This is a genomic window from Bradyrhizobium sp. USDA 10063 (assembly GCF_054063735.1).
This window is the reverse complement of sequence record NZ_JBSSGP010000001.1, coordinates 129,775-143,862: the sequence shown is the minus strand read 5'-3', so window position 1 is coordinate 143,862 and position 14,088 is coordinate 129,775. Positions and strand designations below refer to the sequence as shown.

The 14,088-nt window shown below is 61.0% G+C and carries 15 protein-coding genes and 1 pseudogene; 12 read left to right on the top strand and 4 right to left on the bottom strand.

Features of this window, described 5'->3' with window-relative positions; translation table 11 throughout:
- Positions 1–87: 87 nt before the first annotated feature.
- The 3 genes from ACVJGD_RS00665 to ACVJGD_RS00655 form a co-directional block, all read right to left on the bottom strand.
- On the bottom strand, positions 88–693 hold the full coding sequence (locus ACVJGD_RS00665; RefSeq protein WP_456632590.1) for a DUF1419 domain-containing protein: 606 nt from the start codon (positions 691–693) through the stop codon (positions 88–90).
- A 331-nt stretch (positions 694–1,024) separates the two neighbouring features.
- Positions 1,025–1,909 (bottom strand): DUF3991 and toprim domain-containing protein, encoded by an 885-nt coding sequence (locus ACVJGD_RS00660; protein ID WP_456632589.1) that lies wholly within the window; start codon positions 1,907–1,909, stop codon positions 1,025–1,027.
- 202 nt (positions 1,910–2,111) lie between these two features.
- On the bottom strand, positions 2,112–2,288 hold the full coding sequence (locus tag ACVJGD_RS00655; RefSeq protein ID WP_456632588.1) for a hypothetical protein: 177 nt from the start codon (positions 2,286–2,288) through the stop codon (positions 2,112–2,114).
- Positions 2,289–2,496: 208 nt separating this feature from the next.
- Between ACVJGD_RS00655 and ACVJGD_RS00650 the strand changes: the two genes are divergently transcribed.
- Both ACVJGD_RS00650 and ACVJGD_RS00645 read left to right on the top strand, forming a co-directional pair.
- Positions 2,497–3,540, top strand: coding sequence for an IS110 family RNA-guided transposase (locus ACVJGD_RS00650; RefSeq protein WP_456632587.1), 1,044 nt, complete (start codon positions 2,497–2,499; stop codon positions 3,538–3,540).
- 846 nt (positions 3,541–4,386) lie between these two features.
- Positions 4,387–4,675: pseudogene (locus ACVJGD_RS00645) on the top strand (WGR domain-containing protein).
- 48 nt (positions 4,676–4,723) lie between these two features.
- Here ACVJGD_RS00645 and ACVJGD_RS00640 read toward each other — a convergent pair.
- Positions 4,724–5,452 carry a helix-turn-helix transcriptional regulator gene (locus ACVJGD_RS00640; protein ID WP_456632586.1) on the bottom strand — a complete coding sequence of 243 codons (729 nt, stop codon included), beginning with the start codon at positions 5,450–5,452 and terminating at the stop codon, positions 4,724–4,726.
- A 485-nt stretch (positions 5,453–5,937) separates the two neighbouring features.
- Between ACVJGD_RS00640 and ACVJGD_RS00635 the strand changes: the two genes are divergently transcribed.
- From ACVJGD_RS00635 to virB9, 10 genes are all read left to right on the top strand, one after another.
- Complete coding sequence (locus ACVJGD_RS00635; RefSeq protein ID WP_456632585.1) at positions 5,938–6,573, top strand: acyl-homoserine-lactone synthase; 636 nt, start codon at positions 5,938–5,940, stop codon at positions 6,571–6,573.
- Positions 6,574–6,610: 37 nt separating this feature from the next.
- Complete coding sequence (locus tag ACVJGD_RS00630) at positions 6,611–7,183, top strand: type IV secretion protein (RefSeq protein WP_456632584.1); 573 nt, start codon at positions 6,611–6,613, stop codon at positions 7,181–7,183.
- A 77-nt stretch (positions 7,184–7,260) separates the two neighbouring features.
- Entirely contained in the window at positions 7,261–7,557 is a 297-nt protein-coding gene (locus tag ACVJGD_RS00625) for a TrbC/VirB2 family protein (RefSeq protein ID WP_456632583.1), read from the top strand.
- Positions 7,557–7,895 carry a type IV secretion system protein VirB3 gene (locus ACVJGD_RS00620; protein ID WP_456632582.1) on the top strand — a complete coding sequence of 113 codons (339 nt, stop codon included), beginning with the start codon at positions 7,557–7,559 and terminating at the stop codon, positions 7,893–7,895. The genes ACVJGD_RS00625 and ACVJGD_RS00620 overlap by 1 nt, the downstream gene beginning before the upstream one ends.
- A complete protein-coding gene (locus tag ACVJGD_RS00615; protein WP_456632581.1) occupies positions 7,888–10,254 on the top strand; it encodes a VirB4 family type IV secretion/conjugal transfer ATPase in 2,367 nt (788 codons plus the stop codon). The genes ACVJGD_RS00620 and ACVJGD_RS00615 overlap by 8 nt, the downstream gene beginning before the upstream one ends.
- Positions 10,251–10,973 carry a P-type DNA transfer protein VirB5 gene (virB5, locus tag ACVJGD_RS00610; RefSeq protein WP_456632580.1) on the top strand — a complete coding sequence of 241 codons (723 nt, stop codon included), beginning with the start codon at positions 10,251–10,253 and terminating at the stop codon, positions 10,971–10,973. The genes ACVJGD_RS00615 and virB5 overlap by 4 nt, the downstream gene beginning before the upstream one ends.
- Positions 10,970–11,215: an EexN family lipoprotein gene (locus tag ACVJGD_RS00605; RefSeq protein WP_456632579.1), complete on the top strand. Its 246-nt coding sequence runs from the start codon at positions 10,970–10,972 to the stop codon at positions 11,213–11,215. Before virB5 ends, ACVJGD_RS00605 begins: the two co-directional genes overlap by 4 nt.
- 11 nt (positions 11,216–11,226) lie before the next feature.
- Positions 11,227–12,213, top strand: coding sequence for a type IV secretion system protein (locus tag ACVJGD_RS00600; protein WP_456632578.1), 987 nt, complete (start codon positions 11,227–11,229; stop codon positions 12,211–12,213).
- 348 nt (positions 12,214–12,561) lie between these two features.
- Positions 12,562–13,233 (top strand): virB8 family protein, encoded by a 672-nt coding sequence (locus ACVJGD_RS00595; RefSeq protein ID WP_456632577.1) that lies wholly within the window; start codon positions 12,562–12,564, stop codon positions 13,231–13,233.
- On the top strand, positions 13,230–14,084 hold the full coding sequence (gene virB9, locus ACVJGD_RS00590) for a P-type conjugative transfer protein VirB9 (RefSeq protein WP_456632576.1): 855 nt from the start codon (positions 13,230–13,232) through the stop codon (positions 14,082–14,084). Before ACVJGD_RS00595 ends, virB9 begins: the two co-directional genes overlap by 4 nt.
- The last annotated feature ends 4 nt before the right edge of the window (positions 14,085–14,088 follow it).

Below are 14,088 nucleotides of genomic sequence, written 5' to 3'. Positions count from 1 at the left end.
GATGAGTGGGCCGGCACCTAGCCGGGTGGTGAAATGCGGCGCCCTGAGCGAGGCCGGGCTGCCGCGGGGCGGGGAGGGGAGGTCGGGCTAGGCCGCGGCCGTCTCCGGCAGATGGCGGAACTGCACCGGCAGCTTGGCTGCGATCTCTGCCTCGGTGAGGTCGTCGAGCAGCTTCAGGACTGTGCCGCTCTGGCCGGCATAGACGAGTACGGTGCGGCGGCCGCGCATGGCCAGCGGCCAGCGCTCGCCGGCATAGCCGCGATAATCGTCATGCGTGCTCGACCAGACGTGCTCCAGCCGCTCGTCGCGAGTCATCGCGCGCACGGGCCGTGACTCGCGCTCGATGATCGCCGCCTTCATCCGATCCGGCGATAGCCGATCGGAAAGATCGCAATAGCCATGGAACCAGCGCCGCCTTCCGTCGATGGCAAGCGCGAAGAAGATGCTTGTGACGCTGCCCGTCACGAATTCGCGCATCGCGAACATGCCGGCGCATATGAATAGCGGTGGCACGATCTCGAGCATGTAGTCGTGCTCCCGCTCGTTGATCTCAAACCACTCACCGGCGAAGAGATGCTGGCCTTCACCTTCGGCCATCGCGGGGTCACCGAGATGGCGGTTGAATAATCGGTGCATCTCATGGCGCGTCGCAACGCCTTCGACGACTTTGCGGATAGTGGGGGAGGTGTGCATGGGCGGCTCCTCTTGGCCTAGACGGACTGACAGCGCGAGCGATCCGTCTGATCACTTCGTCACTGCAGTTCTTCATCACACCTCCTCGCCGGCCGCCTCACCGGTCCGGCGGGTCAAGGGCCGCGGAACGCGGGCGAAGCTTCACCCTTGACGCGCCGGCCGGGCATGCGGCAGCGCCTCATTCCCATTTCATTCCCCTCTCTCATTGTTCGATCACCTTTTCCCTTCGCTCAACGCCGAGGCATCAGAGAGCCACTCATGCGGAGGCTTCGGCGCGGCCTCACCACGCAGCCTGCGCGTCGCCCTCGCGAGCCACGTCAAGAGGACGCCGTCAGGCCGTTAAATCCTCATTCCAGTCGCCCGCGCAGGGCCGCAATCGGTCATACCGGGCACTTGCGTCCGCCGCGATGGCGCGAACACGGTCGGCGTAGATGTCACCTTGCCGATTGTTGTCGGTTGCCGCCACGAGCCAAGCGTTCGCGCGGTTGGCCAGCCAGCGCACGGCGACATCAGTCGCGGGCGACCAACCGCCGCCGGTGCTGACATATAGGGTGTCAGGGCGCAGGACCTCGATCGCGGCGAGGCTCATCGCATCAATAGCCGCCTCGGTGATGCAGATCCGCTCGGCGTCCTCCGATCCGAATCGAAATAGCTCCTTGCCACCGTCCGTGGCGAAGCCCCGCCATGCGGGTCCACGCTCCTCCCAGCCTGTGAGCGCTCCAGCAGAATCGCTATGCGCCGCCCACATGCTGCCTTGGGGGCCCTCTCGCAACCGATCGCCACCGACCGCCTGCTTCACGATGTCTGCCGGCAGTCCGCGCTCGCCGGTGAGATAGCGCCAGGCTGGGGAGCCGGGGCGCGGTCTGAAGCGATGTCCCCACCGCTCTACAATGGACGCAAGGACCTTGGGTCTTGCGGGGCGCTGCCACGCAGGTAGGCTGGGAACGAAGCCAACTACATCCGCAACACGATCACATGCCTCGACAAAACCACCAGCACCGAGGTGTTCAGCGAGCGAAAACACGTCCCCCTTCGCCGGCGACAGGGGATCGAACCAGCCGCGGCCTTGGTGGATAACAATGACGATGTTGCTGTCGCGGCGATACTTGATCGCGCGCCGGGTACTTTCCTTGACGTCGACCTTCCAGCCGTCTTTTTCCAGCAGAGCCGCACAGCCAACCTTGTTGCGCAGCTCTTCGATTTCTCTCTTATCCATTTGTCTGCACCGGATCGCGCGAGCGACCTCCAGCCCTTCTTCTGTTGGTCTCAGTTGTTCCTAGCCTTGCGGCACGTCCCCGCCCGGCCGCGAAGCCTGCCGAATGCAAGGGCGCGCTGACCAATCGTCAGTCGCCGCACCGTCGGCGCGGCGAAGCCTCCCTTGCAGCCGGCATGGCGCCAGCGGCAGCCGGTCACCCGTCTCAATGAGCCGGGCACCAGGGGTCGTATTCATGGACGATGGCGTCCTGATCGCCGTCGTATTCGCTGGAGACCATCACGCCGAACTCGGTCTCAGTCTGAAAACGGATCACGGGCACCATCAGCGTGCGGGCCAGATCGAAGGCGTGGTTCTGAGCGAGGGTGAGATTGTGCGACATGAAGGGCTCCCGTCTTGCGGCGGGGACCATCCCCGCTCGACAGGCGCCGACGTGTTCAGGGGCGGCTGCGGTCACCTCGCAGGCGAAGCCGGAGAGGTCGCACGCTTGCGTAGCGAACCCCTTGATGAGGTGGAACGGCCCGCTCCAACAGCATCAAAGTGCTAAGATCGTGGTCGTTGTTGCAAGCGCCACAAGGAGGGACCGTTCCGTGAAAGATGTTACTACTATTGGGCTGGATTTGGCTAAGCAGGTTTTTCAGGTTCATGGTGCCGACGCTGAAGGCGCGCCGCAGTTCAATCGAAAGCTGCGGCGTGCGGATGTCTTGCGCTTCTTCGAGAAATTGCCACCGTGTTTGGTCGGAATGGAAGCATGCGCCAGCGCGCATTATTGGGCGCGTGAGATCGCGGCTTTGGGTCACGACGTCAAACTGCTGCCACCTCAATACGTGAAGCCATTCGTCAAGCGCGGGAAGACTGATGCCGCCGACGCGGAAGCGATCAGCGAGGCTGTAATGCGAAAGACCATGCGCTTCGTCCCAGTCAAGACGGCTGAGCAGCAGGCAGCCGCGATGGTTCTGAAGACGCGCGCCTTGCTCGTGCGTCAGAGAACGCAAGCGATAAATGCTCTGCGTGCGCATATGGGAGAACTGGGTATCATCGCTCCGGTCGGAATATCTAACGTCAAAGGACTGGGCGAGATCATTCGAGATGAAAGCGATGCACGTCTGCCGCCAGCTGCGCGCTTTGCTTTGACCGAGATGATTATACAGATCGAATTGCTGGCCGAGCAAATCGACAAGCTCGAGCGTGAAATCGTCGTCCAGGCCAGGCAAGATGCTGATATGCGCCGCCTTGCCACTATCCCGGGCGTCGGAGCCATCATCGCCATGGCCGTCAAGGCTTTCGTCCCCGATCCCGGTGGTTTCAAGTCAGGTCGACACTTCGCAGCCTGGGTTGGCCTGACGCCAAAAGCACATTCGAGTGGCGGCAAGGAGCGCCTGGGGCGGATCTCAAAAATGGGAAATCAGGAGTTGCGGTCCTTGCTTACGACCGGGGCCGCATCCGTTCTTCGCCACGTGCGATACCACGACAAGGCATGGCCGTGGTTGAAGGAAATGCTCCAGCGACGGCCCTTCAAGGTCGTAGCGGTTGCGCTGGCCAATAAGATCGCTCGGATAATCTGGGCATTGTTGAATAGAGGGGGCATATACCGCGATCCCGTGCAAATAGTGGCGGAGCCGGTAAGGGGATGAGCACGGCCGCCATAAGGAGCTGACCGGCGAGGGCCGGCAGAAGCGAGGTGTATAAAGCAGACGATGAACCCACGGGACGAAATCCCGAGACAGTCTAGGCCGAAACCCACGACGCGCATAAAGCGCGCCCCCTTGATTCAGCCAACTGCTTCGCGGACTTCATCGAGGCCAGCGGTCAACTGCCGCGCAAACAGGCCGGACATATGACCGCACCGTCCTCGTGTTGGGAAATCGACTGAAAACACCCTTGCACCGCGGGCCGTTCCACATATGCGGGTTGATCGTGGAAGGCCGCACCAGAACCAAGGAAAGCCCATTCGAGAGCGGGGTTGGTCCTTCACCGGAAGCATGTGAGCGGAAACGCACATGGGTTCGTTCCGCGAATGCAGTGTCGGTCTGATTGACCGCGAGAACGTCGCCGTCCTTTTGTCGGAAACGAAAGTCGATTTGCCCACCTGGCCGGAGCTCCGCGCAATTTCCGCGTCCGTTCGACGTCATCGAGCCCATAGGCATCGCTTGCATTTGGGAGTTCGGATCCGACGCTCATACGGGAGCTTCCGAGAGACCCCGCACCTGTACGGGGCTCGGGCCCCTTCGCGTCAGGGATGGCAGCCCGTAAGGGGGAAGACCCGCCTGCGGGGCTTTAGCGAAGCCAACAGCCCGGCCCGCAGGGCGACGCCCATCTTCTTCGCAGTCAGAGGCGCACAACAGCCGATATATTTTCCGAGACCGGTCGCTGAGCCCCCTCAATGGCTTTCATCACCGGTATTAAACTTCTGAATCGAGAGCCCTGATCGATTCGATAAGTTAATTGGACAGCGGTTTCGACAGTTGCGATTCTTGCGCATGTCCGAAATCACGGTGCCATACCTCGTGCTTCAACGGTGCGATCCGGCCTGCAACATGGCCAGGTTCTATGTCCTCACGATCGAACCGACTCTGTTCGGTGACACAGCGTTGGTGCGCGAATGGGGGGCGTCTCGGCCAACGCGGCCGCCGGCGGATGGATCTGTTTGCCGGGAGAGTCCAGGCCGTCGAAGAGCTCGAGGCTTGGCTCGTCCGCAAAACGCGCCGTGGTTATGTACCAAAGAGTCCCGACCCAAAGTGCAACCACCCAGTCTCCCAACCTGATTGAACGGTCGATCTTGGGCACATTTTACAAGCCGGACGGCTGTTTTGCGCATTACGGGAGCAAGCCCTGCCGAAACGCAAGCGCCACAGCGTGCGGGAGGGTTAATGCAGCAAGATTTCGCCTAGCATTGTCCAGATGAAACTTCACGCCTCGCGGCGTAACATCAAGAAGCTCCGCAATATCCTGCATCGTCTTGCCATCAGATATCCATGCGAGACACTGCCGCTCACGCTGAGTTAGCGGGCTGATGCTGCCGTCGCCTACCGAGGTCCGTCCGATCTTGGCACTCACATGTGCATGGTAGGTCAGACCCACCATTTCCAACATGTCTTGAGAGGTTTCGATGAAACGATCGAGGCCAAGGCTGCGGTCGTCCGCCGCCAAGGTGAACGCCGCGAACTGGTTTTGGCTGGAGGGAATGCGAATGGTCAAGCCGGTCCTGATCTTGAAGCTGAGCGCGTCGTCAAACAGGCGGCGCTCTTTCGCCGAACGTGCACTTCGTGCGCCGCGTCCGTCCCAATGAATCATCCGGCTTGAGGTTCGCGGTTCCTGAAGAACGGGATCGATGTTGTGGTATCCTTCCCGAAAATAGTGGCTGGTCCAACTCTTCGGATAAGATGAGATCAGATTGGGGCCATTCGCGCGTTGGCCAAGATAGGCAAACCAACGGAAGCCCAACGCATGCGCCGTTCGTTCCGCGATACGCCGAAAATCATCCTTCGTATGCGCAGAGTGAAGACAATCTACAAACTCATCGCATGCTCGTTTAACATCTTTCATTGCGCCACTTCAGTTACTTACCTCATCTCCAAAACGCGAGTCCCTCGACGATTCGCGCTGTACGTGCATGGCGTCTACTGACACGTTGCGGCAGCTTTGCGGCAAGAACAATTCTAAACCTGCGTCCTGCCGGACTCGAAATCAGAATCGTTTGAGCTCCGCTCTCAGGCAGCAACGGCAAGCGCGACCGTAGAGAGAGAGAGAAGTGAAACAGCCCCTGATTGCGGCACTCTACACAACGATCTCTGTCTGTCTGTCTGTCTGTCTGTCTGTCTGGATGTCGAGAAATTCCATTCTTGCCCCGTCGGACTTCCGCATCCTCGTCTGTACCTTTTCCGAGACTGCGCGCGACGATCGCGCGCTGCGATTATTGCTCGCCGCCCCGACAGTTCCACAACTGCCCTGTCAGAACTGACAGCGCAACGTTGTGACCACGACTGCTTTTCTTGATTTCGATGCTGTGATTCGTAAGCTTGAGGTTAAGAATGAAGGTCATTGTACGCACGCGTTCGGCGCTCCTGCACGACTCCGAACTGGCGCTGGGAATGCATCGCCTGCGAGGGCGCGTGTTCAAGGAACGCCTCGACTGGGATGTCTCTGTCTCTGACGGATTGGAGATCGATCAGTACGATACATTCAACCCGACTTATCTGCTGGCACTCGAGCAGACCGACGTCGTGGGTTGTGTTCGCCTGCTGCCCACCACCTGGCGCAACATGCTGGCGGACACGTTCCCGGTGTTGCTGGATGGCAGCCCGGCACCGAAGGCGACCACGATCTGGGAGAGCTCCCGCTTCTGCGTTGACACCAAGAGTGTGGCGGCAACGGCTGAGAATGGTCTGCGTAAAGCGACGTTCCTGCTTTTTGCAGCAATGATCGAATGGGGCCAGCAGCACCATCTTCAGGCCATCGCAACCGTCACTGATCTGCGCATGGAACGCATCCTGCGCCGGGCCGGATGGCATCTCGATCGCCTGGGCGCGCCTCGTCAAATCGGAGCGACCAAAGCGGTGGCCGGATTGTTGCCGATCACCGAGGAAGCTCTCGGCACAATCCGCGCGGTCGGACAGATCTCAGGGCGCGCGATTGATACGCCGTCAAGCCTGCCACTCGCGGCTTAGGGTCAAACTTCTCAGTTCTGGACAAGAAGGCTCAACCATGGATCCAGCTGCATTCGCCGCTTTGGTCGAACGATGCGCTCCGACCGCAATGGTCCGGCCGCTGACGGCCATCGTGCGGCAGGCGAGTTCGTTCGAGCCACTGCTCATCACGATTGAAGGGCGCAAACCGATTCCGATTCAGGCCAATGATCGTGACGAAGCCATCCAGCTCGCGACCGAGGCCATCGCCACCGGCCAGCAAGTCCGCACGGGACTCGCCCAACTGGATGCTGCGGAAACGAGGAAGGCAGGGCTGACGGCGGCCACGACCTTCGATACCTGCCAGCACGTTGCTGGCCTTGGCAGATTGTTCGACGCGCGACTTCAAGCGTTGAGCATAAAAAGCGCAGACCGCGATCAGGCAATCGCGCACGTTGTCGCAAGTTTCGCGGCCAAGGCTCCGAGCCCAGCGCCCGAGCCTCATACGCAACCGATGGCAGCATCTGCCGATAGTGATCGCCCCACCGGTGATACGACAATCAATCTACCCGCACGATCTGCCAGCGAGCACCCGCGCTGGGACGTCTATCGCTCAGGAATAGGCATGTCTGCCTTCGTCTACCAACGATGAGCAACGTCGTTTTCTTGTCTCAACGCATTACCGCAGTCCGACCTACCGCCGGCTGCATCACCAATCGGAGCCGTGTCATGACTTCACCTCTCAAACACTCTGCTGCCCTCCTTTGCATGGGAGCCGTCCTCAGCCTCGCCTTGGTCGAGCCGGCACTGGCGCAGACCGCGAATATCGAAGGCGTACTGCAGAACATTGTGAACATGTTGACCGGCAACGTCGCTCGCCTGCTGGCGACCCTGGCGGTCATTATCGTCGGCATCGCCTGGATGTTCGGCTATCTCGATCTGCGCAAGGCGGCCTATGTCGTGCTCGGCGTTGCCATCACGTTCGGCGCTTCCGAGGTGGTCTCGACCTTGACCGGGGGGCATTGATGGTCGAGGCCACGCGTCTCACGGAGGACACCTTGTTCCTCGCCTGCACGCGGCCTGCCATGGTTGCCGGCGTCACCATGGAAGCCATGGCGCTCAACGTGATGTTCTCCTGCATCCTGTTCCTGGCCGCTGGGAGCATCGTCTATGGCCTGGTCGCGATTCCGATCCATGGGCTTTGCCGCATCATTTGCCGGCACGATCCTAACATGTTCAGGATCCTGCTCGCCTGGATCGAAACCCGAGGACGCGCGCGCAACGCGACCTTCTGGGGTGGATCGTCCTGCACGCCGCTCAAACTCATTAGGCGATATCGAACCAGGAACCTCGGTTATGCGTAAGGCGGCGCTTAAAAGCCGGGAGATCGAGCCCGATGTCTACCTGCCGTTTGGCCGGCATGTCACCAATACGGTGATCAGTCTGTCAACCCGCGCCCTGCTCACGGTGATCAGGATCGACGGCACCTCGTTCGAGACTGCCGAGACCTCGGACCTGAACGATCTTCATGGCAAACTGAATCTGACCTTGCGGAACGTTGCAGATCCGCAGCTGGCGCTCTGGACCCATCTGGTGCGCCGCCGGACGTCGGTCTATCCGGACGGCACCTTCCGATCGAGCTTTGCGGCGTCACTTGACGCACAATACCGCGAACAGCTCCGGAAAGAGGCGCTGTTTCGCAACGATCTCTATTTGACGCTGGTTTGTCATGCCGGGCGCGCGGCGACGGATACGGCGGCCGCGTTCTTCAGGCGGCTTGGCCGCAGCGCCGGGCACTCCCTCGAGGTCGACAGCGCGGCCCTGAAGCGACTTAACGATGCCACACGCGACATAGTCGCGGCACTCGACCGTTACGGCGCCCGCGCGGTCGGCTTGTTCGAGCGCGACGGCATCATTTTCTCAGAGCCCATGGAGTTGCTCCACGCGCTCGTCTCCGGGGAATGGATGGCGACGCCATTGCCGCAAGGACCGATCGGCGCTGCGCTCTATTCGAATCGCGTCATCTTTGGCCGCGAGGCCCTTGAGATCCGCGGCGCCGGTGGATCGCGGTTCGCCGGCATGTTCGGCCTCAAGGAATATCCGGCCTCCACCCGGCCCGGCCTATTGAATGCGCTGCTTTCGGCGCCGTTTGAGCTCATCGTCTCGCAATCCTTCGCGTTCTTGGCAAAAGCTGACGCCAAGACGGTCCTGACGCGCAAGCAGAACCAGCTGGTCTCGGCTCAGGATCCGGCCGCCTCGCAGATCGACGAGCTCTCTGACGCGCTCGACGATCTCGAGTCCAACCGTTTCGTGCTCGGAGATCATCACCTTTCGCTCCTGGTCTACGCCGATACGCCTTCGCAGCTGCAGGCTCAGATGAGCGTCGCGCGGCGCTCGCTCGCCGATGCGGGAGCGGTTGTCGCCCGGGAAGATCTTGGACTTGAAGCAGCCTATTGGGCGCAACTTCCTGGGCTGTTCAAATACCGAGCACGCACCGGCGCGATCAACTCGCGCAACTTCGCAGCGTTCTCTCCATTCCACACCTATCCCACCGGACAGCCAACGGGTAACCATTGGGGGCCGGCTGTGGCAATGCTCAAGACCGCCTCCGGCTCGCCCTACTATTTCTCCTTTCATCACGGCGATCTCGGCAACACCTTCATCTGCGGCCCCTCGGGATCCGGCAAAACCGTCGTGCAGAACTTTCTGCTGTCGCAGGCCGAGCGGTTAGGGGCGTCCTATATTTTCTTCGACAAGGACCGTGGGGCCGAGATTTTCGTGCGCGCCGCCGGTGGCACCTACCTGACGCTCCACAACGGCGTTGCGACCGGCTGCGCGCCGCTCAAGGCGCTGGAACTGACGCCCGCGAACTTGTCCTTCCTGGGCGAACTGATCCGGAAACTCGTCACGCCGGACGACCGTCCGCTAACCGTGATCGAGGAGGAGCGGATCGATTCCGGACTGCGAGCACTGGGTCAACTGCGGCAGTCGGAACGTTCGTTCGGGACTCTGCGAGCCTTTCTCGGCCAGCAGGATCGCGAGGGCATTGGTGCGCGGCTCGAACGGTGGTGCCGGGGCGCTCCTTTCGGCTGGGTGCTCGATGGCGATCACGACGCCATCGGCCTCGACGCCCGGTTCATTGGCTTCGACATGACGGATCTTTTGGACCATCCCACCGTTCGCACACCGCTCATGATGTATCTATTCCATCGCGTGGAGCGCCTGATGGATGGCCGGCGCCTGATCATCGACATCGACGAATTCTGGAAGGCGCTTGGCGATGAGGCGTTTCGTGATCTCGCCAACAACAAGCTGAAAACCATCCGCAAGCAGAACGGCGTGATGGTGTTCGGCACGCAGTCGCCACGCGACGCGCTCGCCTCGCCGATTGCGCATACCATTGTCGAGCAGTGTCCCACCCAAATCTTCCTGCCGAACGCGCGGGGAACGCGCTCGGACTATGTCGACGGCTTCCATCTGACCGATACGGAATTCCGCCTGATCAAGGAGGAGCTCGCTCCGGAAAGCCGGCGCTTCCTGGTCAAACAGGGCCACAACTCGATCGTGGCGGAACTTGATCTCGGCGGTTTCGACGACGCGCTCACCGTCCTGTCGGGACGCACGGAAACGGTCGAGCTGCTCGACGACATTCGCAAGCAGGTCGGCGACGACCCCGCGCAATGGCTGCCGGTGTTTCATGCGAAGCGGAGGAAGGCCCGATGACGGTTCAACGTATACCAGCGGTTCTCACCTGCCTGTCTGTCGTCACGCTCCTGATGGCCTCACCCGCCGGAGCGGAGATCGTTTTCGACCCCAACGTGTTTGCGCGGCAGTTTGAGCAGCTGACGGAATTGAAGAAGCAGGTTGAGACGCTGACGTCGCAGCTCAAGGTCGCGCAAGATCAATTGAACCAGTCCAAGCAGCTCTATGACAGTTTCAACAAGCGAACCAACGCAAACGACATCGGAGCGCTCTTAAACACGCCGCAGTTCCGGAAAGTCCTGCCCCAACAATTCTCCGACATTGAACGTTTCGTCGCGGGGCAGGGTGGCGGCTACTTCGCCGATGCCATCAACCATTATCTTGCGCAGAATCGCGCGTATACCGGCAACAACGGCAATTCGTATTACCAGAGCGAGCTCGACCGGATCGCCCGCCAGACCGGAGCGAAGCACTCCATGGGGCAGGCGGTGTACGACACCGCCTCGCAGCGCATTGATGCCCTTGAGGAGCTCAGAGCTCGCATCAGCTCGGCAACTGACGCCAAGGAGGTTCTCGATTTGTCAGCGCGGCTACAGGCCGAACAGGCGCTGCTGCAGAACGACGTGCTCCGAATGCAGGGTCTGGCAATGATCCAGCAGGCCCGCATGGACATGGACGGACAGCGCGAACGGGAGAAACAGCGACAACTGGTCGATGAAATGAAGGCGGCGCTGCAATGAGGATAACGACTCCCATCCTGCTGGTTGCCATCACAGCTTCTCTTGCGGGCTGTAACGACGCCGACAAAGGGCAACAAAGCAAAACCGTCGGCTGGTTTTTGGACCACCGAGATGAGCTTGCGATGGCTCTCAAGGCGTGCCGCGACAATCCCGGAGCGATTGGGAATACGCCGAATTGCATCAACGCCAATGAGGCTCGCAACAAGATCACCATCCAAGAGATGAAAGACGCGCTGAAGTAAGGATCGCCGCGATGGCTATAAACGTCTTTGACAGCTTCCTGAAGGAGTTCGAGCAGCCGATCACGACATTCGTGTCGACCTCGGTATCGAATCTCGCCTCCTACGTTGATGGCCCCCTCCGCACGGCCGTGATGCTCTATGTCATTCTCTATGGCTTTGCGGTGATGCGAGGCGCAATCTCTGAGCCGATCATGGAATTCGCCTGGCGCGCGATGCGGATCGTCGTCGTGGTACTGCTGGCCACCAATTCCAGCGCGTTCCAGCAGTACGTCACGGGGTTGTTCTTCGACTCCTTGCCAAAGGAGATCGGCAATGCCTTGGCCGGCTCTGGACTGAATACCAATTCCGGAGCGCCGTTCGATCAGCTGCTTTCCAAAGGAATTGACGTTGCCAACAAGATCTACGACCAGGCTGGCCTGACCAATATCGCGCCCGCCCTGATTGCGGCCATCCTTCTAGTCTTTGTGGCTGTCGGATCGTTCCTGCAGTTCGCGATCCTGCTCTACGCCAAAGTGGGCCTTGGCGTCGTGATCGCACTCGGGCCCATCTTCATTGCGCTCGGATTATTCGAGGCGACCCGCCCGTTTACGGAGGCTTGGCTTCGGCAGCTCGCGAACTTCGTGATCCTGTTGGTGCTGGTGGTCGCTCTGGTCGGGCTGATGCTAACGACCCTCAGCGGCTTCATCGACAGGTTCGCGGCGAACGCGGGAACGGCGGGCGAGTTAGTCGTGGCCGCAGTCGCGATCAGTGCGGTGCTGGGTCTGTCCGGATACATCGCGCTTCAGTTGCCAATCATCGCCGGCGGTCTGGCCGGGGGAGGAGCGTCGCTCGCAAGCCGACTGGTCACGAGCCCACTGATTGCCAATGCGACGGCCGCGGCTGGAGGGGCCTATGCCGGCGCCCGCTGGTCGGCTAACCGCGGCCTCGCCGCAGTAAGAGCCAGCCGCCAGGGCGGCAGCATGCGGCGCACCCGCTCGCAGGGGACTACGGCAGCCTAAACCATAGTAGTCGCCGACATCAGGCGACAAAAAACGATAGGGGCATCAGAACGATGTGGCGTCGACTATTCATTATTTGTGTCATCGGATGGCCGCTTGGCGGCTGCGGGACTTGGTCAAAGGGCCCACCGTCTTGTGATGGCCTGGCTCGACGGCCGCTCAATCGCTCGTTGTGGGACTGGGAATCCGGCGCGCCGCCCGCGACACCCGACCAGTCAGCTCCACCATCTGAACCCATCATCCGGAAGGGCGAGAGCAGCACGCCAGCATCCTCGACCCATCTCGCCGCGTCTGGCCGTTGGGCCGGGATTGCGGCCTCTTACCGCCCCTGTGGCAAGGAGGCGTGAGATGGTTGGGCATGATGACCTGAAAAGCTATTTCGACAATGCGCGGAGATGGGAACAGGATCTGCTGCTGTCGGCTCATAGCTCGCGGCGAACAGCGTGGGTGATTGCCGCGGGCGCCTGCGCATTGGCGGTCGCCTCTGTCGGTGCGGTCGCAGCGTTAGCGCCACTGAAGACGGTCGAGCCGTTCGTCATCCGGGTCGATAATGCCACGGGCATTGTCGACACCGTCTCCGCACTCAATTCGACGCCGGCGCGCTATGATGAGGCCGTCACCAAATATTTCCTTGGTCGCTACGTTCGCGCGCGTGAAGGTTACAGCTATCCGGAAGCCGAAACGAATTTCCGCACGATTTCGCTGCTTTCGGGTCAAGGCGAACAAGCTCGTTTCGCAGCCTGGTACCGTGGCTCCAATCCCGAAAGCCCGCAAGTCGTTCAAGGCCGTTTTGGGGTCGCCACGGTGCGGATCAAGGCGATCTCGCTGCTGGCCGACAATGTCGCATCCGTGCGCTTCATGAAAGAGAGCCGCAAGGGCGAGGAAACTCATGTGACCCACTGGGTCTCGACACTGACGTTTTCCTATGCCAACGCGCCGATGTCCTCCGCCGACCGCCTGATCAATCCACTCGGCTTTCTGGTTTCGGAATATCGCGCCGATCCGGAGGTCCTGCCATGAGGCGTTTCGCGCTTTTGATTGCCCTAGCCCTCGGATTTGGAGGACCGGTGCTGGCGCTGCAGCAGCCGGTGCCCGGCCAACATGATGCGCGTGTGCGCACGGTGACCTACGACCCGGCCAATGTAGTCCGCCTCAATGGCGTCATTCGCGCCTCAACCCAGGTTGTGTTTGCTGATGACGAGGAGATCGCGCATGTCGCGATCGGGGACGCGATCGCATGGGAAGTTGCCCCGGCGGGTTCGATCCTGTTCCTCAAGCCTCGCGAGAAACATCCACCGACGAATCTTCAGGTGGTCACCACCCGGCCCGACGGACGCAAGCGCTCTTATCAGTTCGAATTGTCGATCGCCGAGACGACGCTGGCGGATAGCTACTTCGTCGTCCGTTTCGCCTATCCCGGCGACGAGATCGAGCGCCGTCGCATTGAGGCGGCTGCCCGGGGCGCAGAGCGGGAAGGCGCGCTGATCGACCAGACCTTTGACCTGCATCATCATGCCTATGGCGCCCGCAATTGGCGCTTTTCGGCCCAGGGCTCGATCGACCTCGAACCCGAAGCCGTGTTCGACGATGGCAAGGAAACCACGTTCCGCTTCGCCGGCAATCGGGAGATCCCGGCGATCTACCTGATCAACTCGGACCGCTCGGAAAGTCTCGTCCCTAAGGACGTCCGCGGCGAGCTCGTGGTTGTCCACGCCACGGCTCGCGAGTTTCGGCTGCGCAAGGGCGACAACGTACTTTGTGTGTTCAATGAAGCGTTCGACGCGGTCGGGGTCAATCCCGGCACCAACACCACAAGCCCCTCGGTCGAGCGGCGGGCGAAGAGGTCATCTCCAACCCTTAAGGCACGATAGGCAG

Coding starts and splice junctions, on each gene's coding strand:
- ACVJGD_RS00665 (WP_456632590.1), bottom strand. CDS start 693: ATGCACACCTCCCCCACTATCCGCAAAGTCGTCGAAGGCGTTGCGACG.
- ACVJGD_RS00660 (WP_456632589.1), bottom strand. CDS start 1,909: ATGGATAAGAGAGAAATCGAAGAGCTGCGCAACAAGGTTGGCTGTGCG.
- ACVJGD_RS00655 (WP_456632588.1), bottom strand. CDS start 2,288: ATGTCGCACAATCTCACCCTCGCTCAGAACCACGCCTTCGATCTGGCC.
- ACVJGD_RS00640 (WP_456632586.1), bottom strand. CDS start 5,452: ATGAAAGATGTTAAACGAGCATGCGATGAGTTTGTAGATTGTCTTCAC.
- ACVJGD_RS00635 (WP_456632585.1), top strand. CDS start 5,938: ATGAAGGTCATTGTACGCACGCGTTCGGCGCTCCTGCACGACTCCGAA.
- ACVJGD_RS00630 (WP_456632584.1), top strand. CDS start 6,611: ATGGATCCAGCTGCATTCGCCGCTTTGGTCGAACGATGCGCTCCGACC.
- ACVJGD_RS00625 (WP_456632583.1), top strand. CDS start 7,261: ATGACTTCACCTCTCAAACACTCTGCTGCCCTCCTTTGCATGGGAGCC.
- ACVJGD_RS00620 (WP_456632582.1), top strand. CDS start 7,557: ATGGTCGAGGCCACGCGTCTCACGGAGGACACCTTGTTCCTCGCCTGC.
- ACVJGD_RS00615 (WP_456632581.1), top strand. CDS start 7,888: ATGCGTAAGGCGGCGCTTAAAAGCCGGGAGATCGAGCCCGATGTCTAC.
- virB5 (WP_456632580.1), top strand. CDS start 10,251: ATGACGGTTCAACGTATACCAGCGGTTCTCACCTGCCTGTCTGTCGTC.
- ACVJGD_RS00605 (WP_456632579.1), top strand. CDS start 10,970: ATGAGGATAACGACTCCCATCCTGCTGGTTGCCATCACAGCTTCTCTT.
- ACVJGD_RS00600 (WP_456632578.1), top strand. CDS start 11,227: ATGGCTATAAACGTCTTTGACAGCTTCCTGAAGGAGTTCGAGCAGCCG.
- ACVJGD_RS00595 (WP_456632577.1), top strand. CDS start 12,562: ATGGTTGGGCATGATGACCTGAAAAGCTATTTCGACAATGCGCGGAGA.
- virB9 (WP_456632576.1), top strand. CDS start 13,230: ATGAGGCGTTTCGCGCTTTTGATTGCCCTAGCCCTCGGATTTGGAGGA.